18 protein-coding genes and 1 riboswitch are annotated in these 19,477 nt (G+C 41.6%); of the genes, 13 read left to right on the top strand and 5 right to left on the bottom strand.

Annotated features, from left to right (window positions below; genetic code table 11):
* Nucleotides 1-15: 15 nt before the first annotated feature.
* Genes waaF through IEZ33_RS14435 form a run of 3 tightly spaced genes read right to left on the bottom strand, consistent with a single transcriptional unit; the run spans nucleotide 16 to nucleotide 3,151 of the window.
* Nucleotides 16-1,017 carry a lipopolysaccharide heptosyltransferase II gene (gene waaF / locus IEZ33_RS14445; RefSeq protein ID WP_191600731.1) on the bottom strand — a complete coding sequence of 334 codons (1,002 nt, stop codon included), beginning with the start codon at nucleotides 1,015-1,017 and terminating at the stop codon, nucleotides 16-18.
* The gene (gene rfaD, locus IEZ33_RS14440) at nucleotides 1,010-1,957 is read right to left on the bottom strand and encodes an ADP-glyceromanno-heptose 6-epimerase (protein ID WP_191600730.1); all 948 of its coding nucleotides are present in this window, start codon (nucleotides 1,955-1,957) and stop codon (nucleotides 1,010-1,012) included. The genes waaF and rfaD overlap by 8 nt, the downstream gene beginning before the upstream one ends.
* 18 nt (nucleotides 1,958-1,975) lie before the next feature.
* Nucleotides 1,976-3,151 carry an AGE family epimerase/isomerase gene (locus IEZ33_RS14435; protein WP_191600729.1) on the bottom strand — a complete coding sequence of 392 codons (1,176 nt, stop codon included), beginning with the start codon at nucleotides 3,149-3,151 and terminating at the stop codon, nucleotides 1,976-1,978.
* 87 nt (nucleotides 3,152-3,238) lie between these two features.
* Here IEZ33_RS14435 and hldE point away from each other — a divergent pair, with 87 nt between their 5' ends.
* From hldE to IEZ33_RS14400, 7 genes are all read left to right on the top strand, one after another.
* Nucleotides 3,239-4,666, top strand: a complete 1,428-nt coding sequence (hldE, locus tag IEZ33_RS14430; protein WP_191603658.1) for a bifunctional D-glycero-beta-D-manno-heptose-7-phosphate kinase/D-glycero-beta-D-manno-heptose 1-phosphate adenylyltransferase HldE — start codon at nucleotides 3,239-3,241, stop codon at nucleotides 4,664-4,666.
* Nucleotides 4,667-6,445, top strand: coding sequence for a lipid A export permease/ATP-binding protein MsbA (gene msbA, locus IEZ33_RS14425; protein ID WP_191600728.1), 1,779 nt, complete (start codon nucleotides 4,667-4,669; stop codon nucleotides 6,443-6,445).
* Between the two features lie 2 nt (nucleotides 6,446-6,447).
* Nucleotides 6,448-7,686, top strand: coding sequence for a 3-deoxy-D-manno-octulosonic acid transferase (locus tag IEZ33_RS14420; RefSeq protein ID WP_191600727.1), 1,239 nt, complete (start codon nucleotides 6,448-6,450; stop codon nucleotides 7,684-7,686).
* Nucleotides 7,687-7,777: 91 nt separating this feature from the next.
* A riboswitch (TPP riboswitch) is annotated at nucleotides 7,778-7,881 on the top strand.
* Nucleotides 7,882-7,961: 80 nt separating this feature from the next.
* Nucleotides 7,962-8,975 carry a thiamine ABC transporter substrate binding subunit gene (gene thiB, locus IEZ33_RS14415; protein WP_191600726.1) on the top strand — a complete coding sequence of 338 codons (1,014 nt, stop codon included), beginning with the start codon at nucleotides 7,962-7,964 and terminating at the stop codon, nucleotides 8,973-8,975.
* Complete coding sequence (gene thiP, locus IEZ33_RS14410) at nucleotides 8,951-10,582, top strand: thiamine/thiamine pyrophosphate ABC transporter permease (protein WP_191600725.1); 1,632 nt, start codon at nucleotides 8,951-8,953, stop codon at nucleotides 10,580-10,582. Before thiB ends, thiP begins: the two co-directional genes overlap by 25 nt.
* The gene (locus IEZ33_RS14405) at nucleotides 10,569-11,264 is read left to right on the top strand and encodes a thiamine ABC transporter ATP-binding protein (RefSeq protein ID WP_191600724.1); all 696 of its coding nucleotides are present in this window, start codon (nucleotides 10,569-10,571) and stop codon (nucleotides 11,262-11,264) included. The genes thiP and IEZ33_RS14405 overlap by 14 nt, the downstream gene beginning before the upstream one ends.
* A 231-nt stretch (nucleotides 11,265-11,495) precedes the next feature.
* Nucleotides 11,496-12,314 (top strand): DMT family transporter, encoded by an 819-nt coding sequence (locus tag IEZ33_RS14400; RefSeq protein WP_191600723.1) that lies wholly within the window; start codon nucleotides 11,496-11,498, stop codon nucleotides 12,312-12,314.
* 10 nt (nucleotides 12,315-12,324) lie between these two features.
* On the opposite strand, the gene IEZ33_RS14395 is transcribed toward IEZ33_RS14400, so the two are convergent.
* Nucleotides 12,325-13,236: a DMT family transporter gene (locus IEZ33_RS14395; protein WP_191600722.1), complete on the bottom strand. Its 912-nt coding sequence runs from the start codon at nucleotides 13,234-13,236 to the stop codon at nucleotides 12,325-12,327.
* 20 nt (nucleotides 13,237-13,256) lie between these two features.
* Nucleotides 13,257-14,147 carry a DMT family transporter gene (locus tag IEZ33_RS14390; protein WP_191600721.1) on the bottom strand — a complete coding sequence of 297 codons (891 nt, stop codon included), beginning with the start codon at nucleotides 14,145-14,147 and terminating at the stop codon, nucleotides 13,257-13,259.
* Nucleotides 14,148-14,281: 134 nt separating this feature from the next.
* Here IEZ33_RS14390 and rpsF point away from each other — a divergent pair, with 134 nt between their 5' ends.
* The 6 genes from rpsF to IEZ33_RS14360 all read left to right on the top strand — a co-directional run bounded on the left by rpsF (nucleotide 14,282) and on the right by IEZ33_RS14360 (nucleotide 19,468).
* Entirely contained in the window at nucleotides 14,282-14,695 is a 414-nt protein-coding gene (rpsF, locus tag IEZ33_RS14385; RefSeq protein ID WP_191600720.1) for a 30S ribosomal protein S6, read from the top strand.
* Between the two features lie 22 nt (nucleotides 14,696-14,717).
* The gene (rpsR, locus tag IEZ33_RS14380) at nucleotides 14,718-14,948 is read left to right on the top strand and encodes a 30S ribosomal protein S18 (protein WP_191600719.1); all 231 of its coding nucleotides are present in this window, start codon (nucleotides 14,718-14,720) and stop codon (nucleotides 14,946-14,948) included.
* Nucleotides 14,949-14,966: 18 nt separating this feature from the next.
* Nucleotides 14,967-15,827, top strand: a complete 861-nt coding sequence (locus IEZ33_RS14375; protein WP_191600718.1) for a hypothetical protein — start codon at nucleotides 14,967-14,969, stop codon at nucleotides 15,825-15,827.
* Nucleotides 15,828-15,849: 22 nt separating this feature from the next.
* Complete coding sequence (rplI, locus tag IEZ33_RS14370; protein WP_191600717.1) at nucleotides 15,850-16,293, top strand: 50S ribosomal protein L9; 444 nt, start codon at nucleotides 15,850-15,852, stop codon at nucleotides 16,291-16,293.
* Nucleotides 16,294-16,421: 128 nt separating this feature from the next.
* On the top strand, nucleotides 16,422-17,798 hold the full coding sequence (gene dnaB / locus IEZ33_RS14365; protein WP_240009545.1) for a replicative DNA helicase: 1,377 nt from the start codon (nucleotides 16,422-16,424) through the stop codon (nucleotides 17,796-17,798).
* Nucleotides 17,799-17,905: 107 nt separating this feature from the next.
* On the top strand, nucleotides 17,906-19,468 hold the full coding sequence (locus tag IEZ33_RS14360; RefSeq protein WP_191600716.1) for a methyl-accepting chemotaxis protein: 1,563 nt from the start codon (nucleotides 17,906-17,908) through the stop codon (nucleotides 19,466-19,468).
* Nucleotides 19,469-19,477 lie beyond the last annotated feature (9 nt).

Genomic DNA, 19,477 nt, shown 5'->3' with positions numbered 1-19,477 from the left:
TTCAGGTTTTAGGCTTTATTTCAGAGTATGAATAATACTGTGTGGTTTTAAATTATGTTGGCAGTCTGTATGCCCTAATGGACAGTGTCTTTTAAAGCACGGTGAACAGTCCAAGTGTAAATTATGAATGGTTTTTTTATCTGTCAGTGGTGGTGTGAAAGCGTCACTTGTTGAACCGTATATCCCATGTACATGGGTACCTACCGCTGCGGCAACATGCATTAGTCCAGAGTCATTGCTGATGGCCTGCTCGGAATAAGCGAGTAGGTCTATGGCATCAACTAATTTGGTTTTTCCACATAAATTAAACGCAAACTCACCTAAACCATCAATGATTTTGTCACCATCTTCTTGGTCTTTTGGGCCTCCTAATACCCATATTTGATAACCTTTTCTGATCAAGTGCTGGGCGACTTCTTGGAAGTGATGTAGCGGCCATTGTTTTGATGGACCGAATTCCGCTCCTGCCATTAAAGCCACGGCCGGTCTCTCTTTTGAGAGCTTAAAGTGAGACAGTAAGTGCTGCTGATTGTTTTTATCAACGACCAATTTAGGGTGTATTAACGGCTCGGGTGGGTAGGCTTTCTCTATATCAACACCCAATGAGGTAAAGCGTTTTACCGTTTGGTCCAAAATGGTTTTATCGAGCTTTCGACGTTCAGTTAATAAAACAAAACGTTGCTCACCATGAAAACCCACACGCACCGGGATGTTCGCAAAAAAAGGAACAAGTGCTGATTTCCAAGAGCGCGGTATAATAATGGCTTTATCGTACTGTTCGGCTTGTAAGCGTTTACCCAGAGATCGGCGGGTCTTAATACCCCATTCTCCATGGGCCGTTTTTAAGGTGATTGCCTGACGTACCTCTGGCATTCTTGCTAAAATAGGGGCTGACCAAGCAGGGCCGATGACATCAATGATGGCCTCGTGATCGTCTTTTTTCACTCGACTAAATAGGCTTTGAGCCATTACCATATCGCCCACCCATGATGGGCCTACAATCAGATATTTAGCCATTATGATCCAACCAAGTTAAATAATCTGTTACCCCTTGGGCGAGGCCTCTAAAGCTACCTTTATAACCGGTATTTCTTAGGTTGCTAATATCGGCTTCAGTGAAGCTCTGGTATACACCTTTTAGATGCTCTGGAAATTCGATAAACTCGATGTCACCTCGTCCATAATAGTTAATTACGGTTTCAGCAATGGTTCTAAAAGGTTCTGCTTTACCGGTGCCAAGGTTAAAAATTCCGGATTGATTAGGGTTATCTAAAAACCAAAGCTTGGTCTTTACTAAGTCTTCAACATAGATAAAATCACGGCTCTGTCCGCCCGCTTCATAGCCATCGTACGCGCCAAAAAGTTTTGGGTTTTCACCCGCTGATATTTGATTACGAAGGTGAAAAGCCACACTGGCCATCGACCCTTTATGTTGCTCTCGCGGCCCATAGACATTGAAATAACGGAAACCGCATACTTGGCTTTCAATGTTTGGTAATAAGCGGCGAATGTATTGGTCAAATTGAAATTTTGAAAACGCGTACATATTTAACGGTTTTTCTTGCGAACGATCTTCTTTAAAGATTGGGCCTGCGCCGTATACGGAAGCAGATGAGGCATAAGAAAATGGAATTTTTTTCTCTAAGCAATAATGTAAAACGGCTTTTGAATATTGATAGTTTACGTCCATTACGAATTTACCATCCCACTCAGTCGTTGCCGAGCAGGCCCCTTCATGAAATATAGCCGTGACTTCTGCGTTAAGGGAGTCGTTTTTTATAGCCGCTAAAAAGTCATGCATATCCATGTAATCAGCAATATTTAGATCGCTTAAATTACGGCATTTTTTGCCATCGGTTAAATCATCAACGACAAGGATGTCATCAATACCTCGTTTATTTAATGCGTGGACAATATTGCTGCCAATAAAGCCAGCACCACCAGTAACTACGTACATATGATTGTTCCTTTAATGCTAAATTTGGGGTTGGTTTACATGGGACAGCGTATTGGTTCTGTCCATTGAAATTTGACACCATTGGATGACCTCCCATAAGCCTAGAAAAATATGATAACTGCTTGTTCCTGGAAGAGGGTGATCTTTTGGTTTATTGTCGGCATCCAAAAACTCATTCCAATGACCATCTCGATGGAGGTAATGAGTGAAAATGAAACTAATCGCGTTCTTGATCTGTTCCACTTTGTTTGGACCATCTTCAAGATGAGCGCACAGCGCTTTTAAATATTCAGTAAGAGGCCAAATACGCTTTTCTTTATCCAGTACTTGGTTTGTTTTTGCGTGTATTTGGTTATAAACACCACCTTTTGGGTCTAATCCATATCGCGTGGCTTTTTCCCAAAGGGCATCGGCCATGATCAAATACTCTGGGTCTGCATCAATTTTATACGATTGATGCAGTAACCAAACCCATTCAAAGTGATGGCCTGGTTCAATGATGTGACCTGTATTGAGATTATAAGACCAGTCTGAATTAAAAAACTCTCGAAGGCTTTTTGTTTCTGCATCAAAAAAGTGTGTTTTTGCTAGGGATAACAATTCAATCAATGCGAGCTTATAGGGTTCACTTTCGGTTGCATGGTAGGCTGCAATATATCCTTCAAGTAGGTGCATGTGAGGATTTTGACGGCGTATTGAGAGAGAGTCTATGGGGAAAGATTCATAGTATCCACCTTTATTTGAACGCATTTTTTCTTGTAAGAAAAGGTGGGTTGATTCAATTAATTCAAGGGCTTTTTCATCTCTTGTAGCTTGGTAATAATAACTAAAAGATAGCAGAACAAAGGCCAGAGCGTAGGCATCACTTTTTTCGTCAAGTGGGGTTAATTTATCATCTAAAGAAAAAATCCAACGGTCACTCTTAAAATAGTTTTGAGTTATAAAACTAAATAAAGGCGCTAAGCGTGCCTTCCACCCGGGGTTGTTGTCGACTAACGAGGCATGTGAGAATGTGTACAGCTGACGACATTGGGTCAGTAGCCTAGTGCGGCCAACAGGGTTTATTTCCCATGTGCTTGTTAAGCTCTCAAAGCTGTAACCTTGTGTCGAGTGGAACCCATTTTTGTTCCATTGGTGCAATAAACCGTTAAACACAAAGTTTTGGCAATTTTTTTTAATCAAATTCACTATCATTACAGTGGTGCCTTATTTTAAGTCTATCCAACTTGGCTGCCGGATATGATAAGATGCTCATCCTCAAAAATCGAATACTATTACGCTATGAACTCTTCTTATCTTAATTTTAAAGAAAAACATATCCTCGTCGTTGGCGATGTGATGCTAGATCGCTATTGGCATGGCGGTACATCTCGCATATCTCCGGAAGCGCCTGTCCAGGTTGTTAAAGTGTCTGGCGTTGAAGATCGGGCTGGTGGTGCCGCAAACGTCGCTTTAGGCTTGGCTAAGTTGGGGGTGAAAGTAACCTTAATTGGTATCGTTGGTAAGGATGAAAACGCCAATGCGCTGAAGTCCTGTTTAATAAATGAAAATGTACAATGTCGTTTTTATCACAGTGACGCTTTGCCTACCATAACTAAGTTGAGGGTCATTAGTCGGCATCAACAACTTATTCGGGTGGACTTTGAAGAAGATTTCGCAAGCTTCGATCACCGCTCTGAAATCGAATCCTTGGTTAACGAGACGATTGCCGATTGTGATGCGGTGATATTTTCTGATTACGCTAAGGGTACGTTATCAGGAATTCAGCCTTTAATTCAATTAGCTAATCAACATTCTGTGCCTTCTTTTGTTGATCCGAAAGGTAAGGATTTTTCTATTTATCAAGGTGCGACGTTAGTTAAACCAAACCTCAGTGAGTTTGAAACCATAGTCGGCCATTGTGAAGATACTAAGGCGCTTATTTCTCGTGGTGAATCTTTGCGCAAGCAGTTCGATTGGAAGGCCCTTTTAGTTACTCGTGGAGAAGACGGTTTAATGTTGTTTGAGGACAGCAAGCCGCCTTTCTCTCTCGCTACGGCGGCTCGTGAAGTGTTTGATGTGACGGGGGCTGGCGATACCGTTATTGCGGTTCTCGCCTCCATTTTTGTGACCAGCAAACGGCTAACAGATGCCGTGGAATATGCAAACCAGGCCGCCGGTTATGTTATTGGCAAATTAGGTACGGCGACTATATCATCAGAGCAGCTGGAAGCGATTATGTTTGCTCGTTCACGTACTACCAATTTCGGCGTCTTGTCAGCCAGTGAATTATTAGAGCAAATAAAGTTGGCTCAATTGAATGATGAAAAGGTGGTTTTCACCAACGGCTGTTTCGATATATTGCACCCTGGGCATGTGACTTACATGAAACAAGCAAAAGCGCTTGGTGATCGGCTTATCGTTGCCGTCAATACAGATGCTTCCGTGAAACGCCTAAAGGGAGAAAAGCGCCCGATTAATAATTTGGAACACAGAATGGCGGTTTTGGAGGGGATAGGTGCCATCGATTGGGTCACCTGGTTTGATGAGGATACCCCTAAAGCCATTATAGAGGCGCTTTCACCTGACGTGCTTGTTAAGGGGGGAGATTACTCTATTGATACCATTGTCGGTGCTGAACATGTCCTATCCAGTGGTGGGGAAGTAAAGGTGCTGACTTTCGTAGACGGTTACTCAACAACTAAGATTATTGAAAAGGCTAACTTATAAATGAGCCAAGTTGATAGCGCTGGAAAAAACAAACCACAAACGGGCAGACAACTTTACTTTCGTTTATTGACCTACCTCAAAGGGTCTTGGCATTATCTAGTGCTCAGTGTCATTGGTTTTATGATGTATGCTGCCATGGAGCCCGCATTAGCGGCTTTACTAAAGCATATTGTTGACGTTGTTTCTAATGGTCAAGCGACGGAAAACCGCTTATTGATTCCGCTGTCGATCTTAGGGATTTTTGTTATTAGAGGGTTAGGAACCTTTACCAGCTCGTATTTTATGGCTCAGATTGCCAATAAAGTGGTGTTTGATCTTAGAACCAGTATGTTTAACAAATTAGTGGCTTTGCCTTCTAGTTATTATCATTCTATGCCTACGGGGCGTTTATTGGCCAAGCTTACTTATGATACTGAGCAAGTCATTGGCTCGGTAACCAATGCGCTGAAAACGTTATTAAGGGAAGGTTTTACCGTTATTGGACTGATGGGATACATGCTTTATACCAACTGGCGATTGTCTTTATTGTTCTTACTTATTGTGCCCATTATTGGTTTGATTGTCTCTTATGCTTCTAAGCGTTTTCGTAAGTTAAGTACGCGTATACAGGACGCAATGGGCGGGGTAACTGATGTGGCTTCTGAGTCGATCAAAGGGCATGAAGTCATTAAAATTTTTGGTGGCGCAACATTTGAAACAGAACGCTTTTATCAAGCCGCAAATGAAAATCGCCGCTCTCAGCTTAAACTAGAGTTAACCAAAGCATTAAATGTGCCGATTGTGCAGTTTATCGTCGCTGTTGCCTTAGCCATGCTTATTTGGATGGCATTAGATCCCACAATCAGTGCTTCAATGTCGGCGGGGGATTTTGTTGCTTTTATTGGTGCAGCAGGCATGTTGAGCAAGCCTATGCGCCAGTTAACAGAAGTGAACAGTATTTTACAGAAAGGTATTTCAGCGGCAGAAAGTATTTTTAGCTTTTTGGATTTAGCGGAAGAAAAAAATACGGGTGTGAAGCGCATAGCGCGTTTTAAGGGGGATATTGAGTTTAATAAACTTAATTTCTCTTACCCAAATACAGACAAAAAAATCCTTAACGATATTAGCCTTTTCCTTCCCGCCGGAAAAACCTTGGCGCTTGTGGGTCGATCTGGTGGCGGTAAGTCTACCGTCGCAAATTTAATTCCTCGCTTTTATGATGTTGCAGAAGGTGATTTGCTTTTAGATGGTGTCGCGGTTAATCAATATGCAATTGATAATCTTAGAAAAAACATTGCCCTGGTAAACCAGCAGGTGATTTTGTTTAACGGATCGATTCGCTCTAATATTGCCTATGGAGACCTAAAAGAGTCTTCTGAAGAAGAGGTAATAGCGGCGGCAAAAGCCGCAAATGCCTGGGGCTTCATTGAAGAGCTAGAGAACGGCTTAGATACCTTAGTGGGTGAAAATGGGGTTTTACTTTCCGGTGGTCAGCGTCAACGTATTGCGATTGCCAGGGCCATTTTAAAAAATGCGCCTATTCTTATTTTAGATGAAGCTACTTCCGCACTGGATTCTGAATCGGAAAGAGCGATTCAACAGGCGTTAGACTCTCTCATGAAAGGCAGAACCACCATTGCTATTGCTCATCGATTATCGACGGTTGAAAATGCGGATATTATTGCCGTAATTGATCATGGGGAAGTGGTTGAGATAGGGACTCATGCTGAGTTATTGGAGTTGAAAGGCGCCTATGCTCAACTGTATCATCAACAATTTAATGATGAACCTGAGGCGTAGCCATGTGGGCTTATCAGATACTTCTCAAATTGCTCACACCTTTTATTTTCATTAAGTTAAAGCGCTTTGCAGATAATCATGAAAATTACTCTATTTCACAGGCACTGGGTGAAGTAGAGTCAAGGATTTCTGTGGACCTTTGGATACACTGTGCCTCGGTTGGAGAGGTACTCGCTGTTCGGCCTTTGGTCGCTGAATGGCAGCGTTTACACCCCCAGAAAAAATTATTAATTACTACTATGACTCCCACAGGAGCGGCTCAAGTTGATCAGCTCTTTAAGCACAATGTGCAGCATCATTATCTTCCTGTAGACTTTAAAAAATCCGTTAAACGTTTCCTAGATAAAATACTTTGTTCAAAGTTAGTAATCGTTGAAACAGAAATGTGGCCAAATTTATTAATGCAATGCCAGCAAAACGATATTGAAGTCTTCTTGATTAACGCCCGTTTGAGTGAGCGTTCGTTAAAAAAATACCTTAAGTTTGCCAGTCTTTCGAAAAAAATCATGCAGATCCCAAAGAAAATTTGTGCTCACGATGGAGTGGATGCAAAACGCTTTGAACAACTTGGCGCTAAAAACGTGTGCGTAACCGGTAATATTAAATTTGATCTAACTGTTCCAAATACTGTTTTGGAAAGTAACTGGCGATCTTTATTTTCTGATGAAACATTGGTTTGGGTTGGTGCAAGCACCCATGAAGACGAAGAAACGTTACTTTGTGAGTCTCATAAGGTAATAAAGCAACATCATCTTCATGCTTTGCTTATTTTAGTTCCTCGACATCCAGAGCGCTTTGAAGACGTTTATAAACTCGCCAAGTTACACTTTACGCGCGTTGCTAAACGCAGTGAAGTATCTGCAGAAAACTGGTCTGGATACGATGTAATTATCGGAGATTCAATGGGGGAATTGCTTTCATACTACCATTGTTCTGATGTCGCTTTTGTGGGCGGCAGTTTGATAAAGCGTGGAGGGCATAACCCAATCGAACCAGCGTTGCTTTCTAAACCCATCTTGGTCGGAGAGCATACATTTAATTTTAAAGAGATCACACAAGGCCTAATTGATGAAGGCGCTGGGCTAATCTGCCATGATGAGTCAGCTCTAGCAAGCCGCTTACTTAAGTTGCTTGGCGACTCTAGCTTGCGAATGTCGATGGGAGAAAAAGCGTTATTTTTTGCGCGGCGGAATCAAGGCGCCGTAGGTCGAGTGCTGAGTCGTATTGGTGAAATGGAGTAAGTCTTCAGCGGCTACTTTGAGATGTCAGCAGAGAGAGTTTATATTGTAAGTTCCTAGCGATTTTTTTTATTATCGTTATAATCTAGCCCGAATACATCTCATGGGGTGCCTTTAATTAGGCTGAGAAGCGAATGCGCTAACCCGTTGAACCTGATCCAGATTATGCTGGCGTAGGAATCGAGATAGCAAATTGAATAGCCTACATTAAGTTGTGGTTTAAATGTCACATTTGCCGTTTCACCTGTACGCCGCTCACTTTCCTTAGGAGCGACACTTTGAATACATTTTCTTTAACTTCTTTTTTTTCGGCATCTGTTGTGAGTCTTGGCCTTGTTTTTTCGCCTATAACTTTAGCGACAGATACTCTTAATGTGTATACCTATGATGCGTTTGCATCCGATTGGGGGCCAGGTCCTAAAATAAAAGCCAATTTTGAAAAAGAATGTGCTTGTGTAGTGAATTTTGTTGCACTTGATTCTTCTGTTGGTATTTTGTCTCGTGCACAACTAGAGGGTAAATCGTCACAAGCTGATGTGTTATTGGGGCTAGATCTAAACTTAATGGAAGCCGCAAAGCAGACTGGCTTATTAGCGAATCACTCAGTTGAAACCTCTGCAGTAACTGTTTCAGGCGGCTGGAAGGATAAAACGTTTGTGCCCTTCGACCAAGGGCATTTCGCTTTTATTTATAACTCTGAAACGCTTCAAAATCCGCCAAGCAGTTTAGAAGAGGTAGTAGACAATCAAGATCTGCGGGTTATTTATCAAGACCCACGTACGAGTACTCCAGGACTTGGTTTGTTGTTATGGATGAAGTCGGTTTATGGCGATCATTCTGCTGATGCGTGGGAGCGACTTGCTGGTCATACTGTAACGGTAACAAAAGGTTGGTCTGATGCTTATGGCTTATTTTTGAAAGGTGAAGCGGATGTTGTGTTAAGCTATACGACCTCTCCTGCATACCATATTATCGCAGAAGGTGATGACAAATATAAAGCCGCCAGCGCTACAGAAGGACTTTATCCACAAATTGAAGTGGCAGCCATGATGAAGGATGCACCGAATCCTGCCCTAGCAAAGCGTTTCATGCAGTTTATTTTGCAGCCAGGTTTTCAATCTGTCGTTGCAACGGGTAACTGGATGTTACCCGTGGTTGAGTTGGAAGAAGAACTCCCTGCCGCGTTTGACGATGCGTTAAAACCCGTTAAAAGCTTAGTGCTACCAGCCGCCGATGTTGCTCAAAATCGCAAGGTTTGGATTGATGAATGGTTAGAGGCAACAACTCGATAAAAGGCGTTAAATTGTTTTCTTTTCGAGCCATCAAAGGCCTACTGCCAGCACTGTTGGGTGTTGGCTTTTTTCTACTAATAGGAGCGGCCAGTCTGGTGGCTCTTTTGCGTTATAGTGAATTAAACTCATGGTTTGGCTACATTCAGCAGCCGTATCTTTGGCGGCTTGTACGTTTTTCCTTATGGCAAGCTCTGCTAAGTAGTGGGATTAGTTTATTAATTGCAATTCCAGTGGCCTCTTGTTTAGTTCATCGACAATTTTATGGAAAAGCCGTTTTACTGCAACTGTTTTCTGTTTCAATGGTTGTGCCGACGATTGTGGCGATTTTAGGTCTGGTCGTTGTTTATGGTCGAACTGGCTGGCTGAATCAACTGTTTGGGGTTGACGTTCCTTTGTATGGTTTGGTGGGGATTTTACTTGCTCATGTGTTTTTCAATATGCCCTTGGCGGTACGTCTTTTTCTGCAGGGCTATGACTTAATTCCTTCTGGACAATGGCGACAGGCATCTCAGTTGGGTTTTTCTCGTTGGGCGGCATTTCGCTGGATTGAATGGCACTACATAAAAAAAGTGTTGCCCGGAGCGTTTGTATTAATTTTTATGCTGTGTTTCTCAAGTTTTGCTGTCGTGTTAAGTTTAGGTGGAGGGCCAAAGTTTAGTACCTTAGAAGTGGCAATATATCAAGCTCTCAGGTTTGATTTTGACCTTAATAAAGCCAGTTTTCTTGCTCTATTGCAGGTGTTTATTTGTACATTTTTTGCTGTTCTTGTTTACCGCATTGCACCCGTTAATCGGCAGGATGTGAGTCTATTAGCGGTAAGGAGTTATGTGATCAAAGATTCTTGTTTGGCTCGGTCAGCAGATTGTTTGGCATTACTGGGTGCATTCATATTGGTTGTCCCCCCCTTTTTGGCTATTTTCGACCCGATCTTTTCGCCTATATTTTTTAAAACATTAGGGTCTGTCTCGCTGTGGAGTGCTGTGATTGTTTCATTGCAAATTGCAGTGCCGGCGGCGTTAGTGAGTTTATGGCTTGGTGTGTGTTTTGGTGTGCTCGCACGTTTTTGTATGGCTCGACCATATCTCGCGTTTTTGCCTAATAAAATAGAGCATTTAGGTAACATGATTTTAATGGTTCCTGGCTTGGTGATTGCTACTGGTTTGTTTTTGTTTCTGCGGGATCTTGGATGGGGAATGCAGTCTAGTTACTGGGTTGTTGTATGGGTTAATGCGGTTATGGCGTTACCATTTGTTTTGAGATCTTTGATGCCTGCCATGTATCAACAAGAGCGCCGTTTTCGAAATGTGTATCTTAGCTTGGGGGTTCACTTTTGGTCTCGTTGGTGTCTGGAATGGTCACTGATTCGAACAAGTGTTGCTCAAGCCTTCGGTTATGCTCTTTTGCTCTCTTTAGGTGATATGGGAGTGATTGCGTTATTTGGGAGTCAGGGTTTGGTGTCGTTACCATTATATTTATTTCAATTAATTGGCTCTTATCGGCTTGAAGAAGGTGCGTGTGTTGCTGTGGTATTAATCTCTCTGTGTTTGATTTTATTTTATTGCTCATCTCGCGTCATTGGTGGAGTAAGTAAACGTGTTAAATATTAATCTTCGATATAATTGGGAGCGTTTTCAAGCGAATTATTGCGTGGATATTTCACCAGGCGTAACTACTTTGCTTGGTGGGAGTGGTGAAGGGAAAAGTACACTTTTGCATTTGTTGGGTGGTTTTTTAAATGGTCGTGGAGAGCTTAGCTTTAACGGCGACTCATTGGTTTCATTACCTCCTTACGAAAGGCCCATATCCACCTTGTTTCAAAGTGATAATTTATTTCCGCAGTTAAGTGTTTGGCAAAATGTGGCGATTGGTTTATCCCCCTCTTTTTCTTTGGATCAAGAGCAAAAAGTAAAAGTGCAATGGGCGCTTGAAAAAACACAGCTCATTGATAAAGCTGAGTGTTTCCCGCAGGCTTTATCTGGAGGGCAGGCTCAGCGAGTTGCTATAGCGCGGGCATTGGTGCGGAAAAAGCCGATATTATTACTTGATGAGCCTTTTAGTGCCTTGGACCCGTCCTTACGTGAAGAGATGCTCTATTTGGTTAATGATGTTACTTTAGAGCTAGGGTTAACCACGTTGCTCATTTCCCATTTGCCACAGGAAGCGAGTTTAATTGGCGGGCGAATTATTTTGATTGAGAAAGGGAGTATCGTGGCTCATGAAGCCGCCTCTAAGCTTGCCTCTGATGTTATACCTGCCGCATTCTCAAAGTATTTTGGTTTAGCTGAATAATGGAGAGATTTGTCTTAACCTTTTTTACTATTCGAAAGTAAGAAAAGATCTTTTTGTCTGTTGATTTGATGACAGCTTGATGTTCGTCTGTATTTGGCGTTTACCTTGGTATGAGAGAGACTAAGTGTTCGACGAGTTTGGTTGATTAGACTAAATCTTTCTACTGTTTTATTTTGATATAAGAGTTCCTTTGTGTTGAGTGAAAGTGAATTGTTAAAAAAGGGCATTGTAATGACAGTGGCCTACGCTTTAACCTTGTCTGTTACGGCATTAGCTGCAAAAATTGTGCAAGAAGAGGTGGCTGTTGCCGCGCTTGTTTTTTGGCAAAGTCTTGTCTGTTTGTGCTTTTTATTGCCTCAGCAAAAAGGTCACTGGGAGCGTCATTCAGTCACTGTATGGAAAGTGCATTTCCTTCGCAGTGTGGGTGGGTTTTCGGCTTTTGTTTTTTATTATTATGCACTGAATCATATTCCTTTAGTTGAAGCTTCTTTATTGCGGACGTGCGCGCCTTTGTGTGTGCCTTTTGTTGTTTTATTCATGCATAAAGTTAACATTCCAGCCAGGCGATGGTTACCATTAATTATTGGTTTTTGCGGTGTTGTATTGATTATTCAACCAACTCCAAAAGATGTGAATTATTGGCATATTGTTGGTTTTCTATCGGCTATTGGATTGGCTTTTTCAATGGTAGCCACTCGGGCTTTATCAAAGTCTGTTCGCAGTGAAGAAACGATGGCGGTTTACTTTGCTGTTTCGGCGTTTCTGTCCTTGATTTTGGTGTGGATTCAAGGCGCCAGTCTGTCTGTTCCAATGCACTTGCTGGGTTGGGTTGCTGTTGTCTCTATTACGTTATATCTAGGCATGTATTTGTACACAAGAGCTTATACTTATGCTCCTGCAAGCATTGTTTCACCGATAAGTTATATTGGTGTTGTGTTTAGTGGTGTCTGGGGGTGGTTGATATGGGGCTATATTCCCAACTTTCTTGCTTTTATAGGCATGGGCTGCATTTTTATCAGTATTCTCTACAGTGCTCGCTTATCTCGATAGTATGACTTTTTTAAGAGGGTTGTTTTTCTCTTACCCTTTTTGTTTTTACTTTGTTTAATATTGTTGCAATAAAAATGCCTCCAAAGATGAAGATGATGCCAATGATATGGAAGCTATAAAGGCGTTCATTGAGAAATATTAAAGAAAGAAAGATGCTAAATACAGGCATTAAATGAATAAACTGCCCCGCTGTTGCTGCGCCTAATTTTTGAATGCCTGTGTTCCAACACAAGAAAGCGCCAATTGAAGCGAAAACAGACATGTATAAAATTACGCCCATATCGGTACTTGTTATATTGCTGATATCTTGCTTGCTAAAAAGTATGGTAATGGGGATTTGGATTAACATGCCAATAATCGCTGTGCTCGCAAAAAAGCCGAGCATAGATAGATTCTTGGGCTTTTTAGCTATGAGTACCGAGTAGATAGCCCAGCATAATGCGGCGGCTATGATCCATAAGTCACCAGTAGATATAGAGAGGTTTAATAGCGTATCAAGGCGACCTTGGCTAACAATATTAACGACGCCAAGGGTTGAGATAATAATGCCTGTATTTTGCAGCCATGTGGTTCTTTGCCCAAGTAACACTCTCGCGGCAATTAAAATAATGACTGGTACCACAGAGTTTAAAAGAACGGCATTGGTGACGCTGGTTGTTGTCAGCCCTATATATAAAAATAAATTATAATTACATATCCCAAACCAAGCGAAAAAAGTGATTATTTTCCAATGGATTAAAATCGTTTTATATTCTTTCAGTAGATTCTTATAAGCAAAAGGAAGAATAATTAAGCAGGCGAGAGTCCAGCGAGCAAAAGAAAGGAAGAAAGGGTCCAGCCCCGTTCCAAGTGTAATTCTGCCCAATACATAATTACCAGACCAAAAAAGTACGGGTAATAATAAATAGAAAAACGCTGGCATGATCGTCCTTATTCAATAAGCTAATTTTGTTTTCTGACTTTGGCGATATTTTGAATGCCTAATCCAATAAGTATGCAGGCAAGCCCTACAAGAGTCGAGAGTTTTAATGTTTCATCAGTAAATTGAGAAAGCCAAAAAATGGATAAAATAGGAGCTAGAAAGATTAAATTTGCTACCTTTGTTGCTTTTGAGGTCAGTTTTAATGCGTTATTCCATAACACAAAGGTTAATCCCATTTCGAAGAGTCCTATGTAAAGGCCACACAATAAGCCTTTACTACTCCACTGTATCGAGTCTTCTGTTAGCCACCAGTAGATTAAAATAAGGGGGAAAGCAAAAGTAAAATTGAGAGTTAAACCTATTAAGTTTGGGCGCTTATCTCTTGTGTTAAGTAACCAATAGCTGGCCCAGATGATTGTACTGACTAATGCCAAAAACACACCGTAAGCGTTACCAAATTCAAGTGAAAAAGGGCGCCCGTTAGTTGCGATGATCAACACGCCAAAGTAGCCGCTTATTGCAGCAATAAGGTCAAAAAACACCAATCGCTGTTTTAGTATCGGGACGGCCATAAAACTGAGCATAATAGCCCAAGTATAATTAATGGCTTGAGCTTCTTGAGCTGGCAGCAATTTATACGCTTCAAGTACCACGAGATAATAAACAAAAGGATTGATGGCGCCAAAAATAAGAGAGGTTTTCCATGAACTTAATACGTGGTGAGTTAATTCGCTAAACTGTTTTTTATAGAGTATTAATGAAACTAAAAAGACGAGCGACGCGGCTGAGGCTATGAGTAATAACTGAGCTGGGCTTTGCTGAGACAATGAGAGACTAAACGCGGTTGCCACAGTCGACCAAAAGAAAACGGCCATGAACCCTAAAGCCATCGCTTTTGTTTGATTTGTCATGATTTTTTTAAAGTCCTTGGTTTCATTATTTTTAGCTGTGTTATATAATACCGCACCCCGTAAATCAATACTCCTTGTCTCACAGCTTATCTAACGGGGGAAGCGTGGAGACTAAGAACCCATAAGGAGCTTCAATGCGTCATTATGAAATCGTATTTCTGGTTCATCCAGATCAAAGTGAACAAGTACCAGCAATGGTCGAGCGTTACACAAACTTGATTACTGAAGATGGTGGTCAAGTTCACCGTCTAGAAGACTGGGGCCGCCGTCAATTAGCTTACCCAATCAACAAAATTCACAAAGCACACTATGTTCTTATGAATGTTGAGTGTTCTGAAGGTGTTTTGTCTGAACTAAACGACACTTTCCGTTATAACGATGCAATTATCCGTAACTTGGTAATTCGTCGTAAAGCGGCAGTGACAGAAGTTTCTCCAATTAAAGCATCTGAAGGTCGTGATGACCGTCGCCCAGCGCCTCAGCGTGAAGAGCGTGCTTTAGAAAATTCCGTTGAAGAAGATAACTCTTCTGACGATTCGGCTGAATAATTTATTGGATTAGGAGATACTTATGGCTCGTTTTTTCCGTCGTCGTAAATTCTGCCGTTTTACTGCAGAAGGCACAATCGAGATCGATTACAAAGATCTAGAGACACTTAAAGGTTATGTTACTGAAACTGGTAAAATTGTTCCTAGCCGTATTACTGGCACAAAGGCTCGTTACCAGCGTCAATTAGCGACTGCTATTAAGCGTGCTCGCTATATTGCTCTTTTGCCATACACTGATAGCCACTTTAATTAAGTGACTTAGGGGTACCGCATGAATGCTCTAGCAAACTGGGTGATGAAGCGACGTATGAATGCCATTATTGGTGTTGCCGCGTTTAGCGTGATCCCGCTTATGTTTTGGTTAGCGGCAGCCATTTTAGGTTTTGTGGTGCTTCGAAAAGGTGTTGCAGAAGCAATCCCTGTACTTGCATGGGGTGGATTGCCACCATTAATGTTGTGGTTTTACCAAGGTGATGCTACTTCGTTGATCGTGTTGGTTCAAGTCCTTGTATTGGGTTATTTGTTGCGTACAAAAATTTCTTGGTCGTTTGTTTTAACGGCGGCCAGTGGTATTGCTTTGTTGGGGGTGTTTTTTCTTCCTTTCCTGATGCCTGGTATGTTGAATCTAATGACTGAGATGATTCAACTGTTTTTATCCGAGCAAAAAATAGAAGTGCCTGATAAAGGTATTGTCTTTGGTCAGGTTGTGGTTGCTCTTTCAACTGTTCAGGTGTTTGTTGCTGTTGCGGCACTTTTTCTAGCGAGAAAGTGGCAAGCGGCTTTATATAATCCTGGCGGGCTGCGTAATGAATTTCATCAACTCCGATTGCCATTGGTATCGGTGTTGTTGTTAGGTGGAATGGTTTTGTTAGGTGAAAGCCTAGGAGAGGAATTTCATTTTTTAGCTCAAGTATCTGTGCCTGTTTTCGTTTTGGCAGGTATCGCTTTAGTACATGGTGTATTGGCAAAAAAAAGAATTGGGATAGTTGGATTGGTTGTTTTCTATCTTGTGGGTTTGTTTCTTCTAAAAGCCTATTTTACGAATGTGTTAATAGTATTAGCTGTAGCCGATTCGTTTATAGATTTTCGAAGCAGAATACAAGAAAAGCCATCTGATTTAAGTGATAGCTAATTATTAATTAGAGGTGATCGAGATGGAAGTTATTCTACTCGACAAAGTAAACAAGTTAGGCGGTATCGGTGACGTTGTTACTGTAAAACCAGGCTTCGCTCGTAACTTTTTGGTTCCAAATAAAAAAGCTGTAATGGCTACTAAAGCAAACTTAGCTTCTTTTGAAGAGCGTCGTGCTGAGCTTGAAGCTCAGGCTGCTGTTCGTAAAGATGCGGCTGTTGCTCGTGGCGAGCAATTGGCCGGTAAAACTTTCACTATCGAAGCAAATGCTGGTGATGAAGGTAAATTATTCGGTTCAATCGGTGCTCGTGACATCGCTGAATTGATATCTACTGAAGTTGAAGTGTCTAAAGCTGAAGTTCGTCTGCCAGAAGGTGTGATCCGTCACACAGGTTCTTTTGAGATTGATGTGCAAGTACACTCTGAAGTAGTTGTTGCTGTTACCGTTGTTGTAACCGCAGGCTAATCATTGTAATACTTTGATTACCAGATTAAAAAGGGCACTTGATGTATTGCATCAGGTGCCCTTTTTTTTGCTACATGGTACCCTTCCTTTATTATTTTCGCATTTCTTTACGACTCTGGATAACTATTGTGGATAGACAAGAACAAGCCTCTGCACCCTTAAAACTACCTCCTTATTCTATTGAAGCAGAGCGATCTGTTGTTGGGGGGCTTATGTTGGATCCGCAGGCATGGGATAAAGTTTCTGAGGTGGTTGTTTCTGATGATTTTTATCGGCCTGAGCACAAACAAATTTTTGCAGTGATTGCGCGTTTAGTTGATGACTCTGAACCAGTTGATATGGTGACTATTGGTGAGCGTTTAGATAAGCGTGGTGAGTTAGAGGCTATAGGTGGTGTTGCTTATTTAATGGAGATGGTTGAATCGACGCCAAGTGCGGCTAATATTGCGGCTTATGCTGAGATTGTGAGGGAGCGATCGGTACTTCGTTCTTTGATTACCACCACGACAGATATTACAACGCGAGCGTTTAATCCTGAAGGGATGACGGCGGCAGAAGTGCTTGATGAAGCGGAGCGTAAAATCTTTCAAATTGCAGAAGGTGGCAATAAAAAAGGCGGTCCTAGAATCGTTTCTGAAATATTAAATGCAACGGTTGATAAAATTGATGAGCTATATCATCAAGAGGGGTCCATTACTGGTTTGAGTACAGGGTTTACTGATTTAGACGCCATGACGTCTGGTCTGCAAAAATCCGATCTGATCATAGTGGCTGGTCGACCGTCTATGGGTAAAACAACGTTTGCAATGAATTTGGTTGAAAATGCGACCATGATTACGGATTTACCTGTTATTGTTTTTAGTCTTGAGATGCCATCTGAGCAGCTTATGATGCGTATGCTATCCTCTTTAGGGAAAATAGATCAAACCAGAATGCGATCTGGTCAATTGCAACAAGAAGACTGGGATAAGTTAATGTCAGCGGTGAAAATGCTGAAAGATAGAAAGCTCTTTATTGATGATACGGCAGGAATAAGCCCGACTGAAATGCGCTCTAGAGTCAGGCGTATTGCGCGCGATAACGGTGGTGTGGCGCTTATAATGATCGATTATCTACAGTTAATGCAAATTCCAGGCTTTTCAGAAGGTCGTACTAATGAAATATCTGAAATTTCACGATCTCTTAAAGCCATTGCTAAGGAGATGGAGTGTCCAGTTATTGCGTTATCACAGTTGAACCGGAGTTTGGAAAACCGCCCAAATAAACGTCCAGTAAACTCGGATTTGCGTGAGTCTGGAGCAATAGAGCAAGATGCGGACATTATTTCGTTTGTGTATCGAGATGAGGTATACAATGAAGATACGCCTTATAAAGGCATCGCTGAAATAATTATTGGTAAGCAGCGTAATGGCCCAATAGGGACGTGTCGGTTGTCTTTTGTCGGTAAATTTACGCGCTTTGAAGACTTGGCTCCTGATGCCTATAGGGATTTTCAGGACGAATAGTTCTAGTTATTTTTTAAGTTGTCTGTTGTATAAAAATGTCAGATTTTGTACTGTCATTGTATCGTTAAATTTTAATTATTTTTAGACTTTAGATTAAGAGAGTTTTTATGCGTAAGATGCCAGTAACGAATAAGGAAGCGCGTTTCCCTCAGGATTACGTATTGGTTTCGAGTACAGATGTAAAAGGAAAAATCACTTTTGTAAATGATGCTTTTTGTGAAGTTGCAGGTTATGCGCGAGAAGAGTTGATTGGTCAACCGCATAATTTAATTCGACATATTGATGTTCCACCTGCCGCGTTTGCGGATATGTGGGTTAACCTTAAACAGGGTAACAACTGGATGGGGATAGTTAAGAATCGTTGTAAGAGTGGGGATCATTATTGGGTGAGTGCGCATGTAAGTCCTTTGATGGAATCAGGGAAGGTGGTTGGTTATGAATCTGTACGCAGAAAAGCGACGGAGCAAGAGGTAAAACACGCGCAGGCTTTGTATGATCGTGTTAATAAAGGTGGCCCGGTTGTTCCTGTTTTAACGAAATTTAGTTCCGCTATGCAGAACAGTAGCCTTCCACTTTTTGTTGCTTTTTTGCTAACGTTTGTTGTGTCTTTTATGAACGACAGTGGCTTTGTTCAAACTGTTGGTGTTATTGCTTCTCTTTTAGGTGCTTTGCTTGTGGCCAAGCAGGCGTCAGCAAGAAAAGCAACGTTACAAACATTATCTTCTGAGTCGCATAATGCGCTTGGGCAGTATATGTACTGTCAATCTATTGGCGATCACGCCGCTATTCTTTTTTCACAGCTTCACAGAGAAGCGTCTAGCAATACCTTTCGTCATCGTCTTGTTGAAAGCTCAAAGCAGCTTAAAGGTCATGCTTCCCGAGTAAGGGAGAATGTGGCAAGCAATCTTGAAGGCTTTAGTCTGCAACGAAATCGCTTTGAATCGGTTGTTTCAGATACGTCTTATATGTTGGAAAGTATAAATGATGTTGCGGAAAATGTTCGTATGGCGGTTGATGCAACTGAATCGGTATGTTCTGAAACGCGTCAAAGTCAGGAATTGGCTGAGGAAACGGGGTTAACAATACGTAAAGTTTACAGCGAAATAAGTGAAGCGAAAGTCGTTGTTGATATTCTATCAAAAGAAAGTGATACCATTAATGAGGTAGTTAACTCTATTAGCGACATCGCTGAGCAAACTAATTTACTCGCGTTAAATGCCGCAATTGAGGCCGCAAGAGCGGGTGAGGCGGGTCGAGGTTTTGCCGTTGTGGCTGATGAAGTTAGGGCGTTGGCGACAAGAACTCAGCAAGCCACGCAAAATATTAATAAGATGACCGAAGAGTTGAAGAAAAATACTCATGCGGTTTTACTGACGATTGATAAAGGCTCCGAAGTTGCACATCAAGGTGTTGAGAGGGTTAATCAGGTCGCTAAAAATATGACTTCCATTGAAAGTGCTATCATGAAAATTGTTGATATGACGGCTCAGATCAATGTTACCGCTCAGAGTCAATCTAACATGGCCCAAAGTCTTAATGAGAAAATGGTAGAAGTCGATAGCTTGAATCAAGAGAGTATAACGAAAGCGGAAAATACAGTGATTAATATTACTCGTATTGAGGAAGAGGCATACGAGCAAATGAATTTATCGGAACGCTTCAAAAAATAGCGCTTATTC

The organism is Marinomonas algicola (assembly GCF_014805825.1).
In the GTDB taxonomy this organism is placed as follows: Bacteria; Pseudomonadota; Gammaproteobacteria; order Pseudomonadales; family Marinomonadaceae; genus Marinomonas; species Marinomonas algicola.
Note: the sequence above shows the minus strand (reverse complement) of the source record. Positions and strands in the feature narration are given on the sequence as shown.

Bases quoted from the DNA above. Each gene is read 5' to 3' on its own strand.
- waaF (WP_191600731.1), bottom strand. From the start codon at position 1,017: ATGGCTAAATATCTGATTGTAGGCCCATCATGGGTGGGCGATATGGTA.
- rfaD (WP_191600730.1), bottom strand. From the start codon at position 1,957: ATGTACGTAGTTACTGGTGGTGCTGGCTTTATTGGCAGCAATATTGTC.
- IEZ33_RS14435 (WP_191600729.1), bottom strand. From the start codon at position 3,151: ATGATAGTGAATTTGATTAAAAAAAATTGCCAAAACTTTGTGTTTAAC.
- hldE (WP_191603658.1), top strand. From the start codon at position 3,239: ATGAACTCTTCTTATCTTAATTTTAAAGAAAAACATATCCTCGTCGTT.
- msbA (WP_191600728.1), top strand. From the start codon at position 4,667: ATGAGCCAAGTTGATAGCGCTGGAAAAAACAAACCACAAACGGGCAGA.
- IEZ33_RS14420 (WP_191600727.1), top strand. From the start codon at position 6,448: ATGTGGGCTTATCAGATACTTCTCAAATTGCTCACACCTTTTATTTTC.
- thiP (WP_191600725.1), top strand. From the start codon at position 8,951: ATGGTTAGAGGCAACAACTCGATAAAAGGCGTTAAATTGTTTTCTTTT.
- IEZ33_RS14400 (WP_191600723.1), top strand. From the start codon at position 11,496: ATGACAGTGGCCTACGCTTTAACCTTGTCTGTTACGGCATTAGCTGCA.
- IEZ33_RS14395 (WP_191600722.1), bottom strand. From the start codon at position 13,236: ATGCCAGCGTTTTTCTATTTATTATTACCCGTACTTTTTTGGTCTGGT.
- IEZ33_RS14390 (WP_191600721.1), bottom strand. From the start codon at position 14,147: ATGACAAATCAAACAAAAGCGATGGCTTTAGGGTTCATGGCCGTTTTC.
- rpsF (WP_191600720.1), top strand. From the start codon at position 14,282: ATGCGTCATTATGAAATCGTATTTCTGGTTCATCCAGATCAAAGTGAA.
- rpsR (WP_191600719.1), top strand. From the start codon at position 14,718: ATGGCTCGTTTTTTCCGTCGTCGTAAATTCTGCCGTTTTACTGCAGAA.
- IEZ33_RS14375 (WP_191600718.1), top strand. From the start codon at position 14,967: ATGAATGCTCTAGCAAACTGGGTGATGAAGCGACGTATGAATGCCATT.
- rplI (WP_191600717.1), top strand. From the start codon at position 15,850: ATGGAAGTTATTCTACTCGACAAAGTAAACAAGTTAGGCGGTATCGGT.
- IEZ33_RS14360 (WP_191600716.1), top strand. From the start codon at position 17,906: ATGCGTAAGATGCCAGTAACGAATAAGGAAGCGCGTTTCCCTCAGGAT.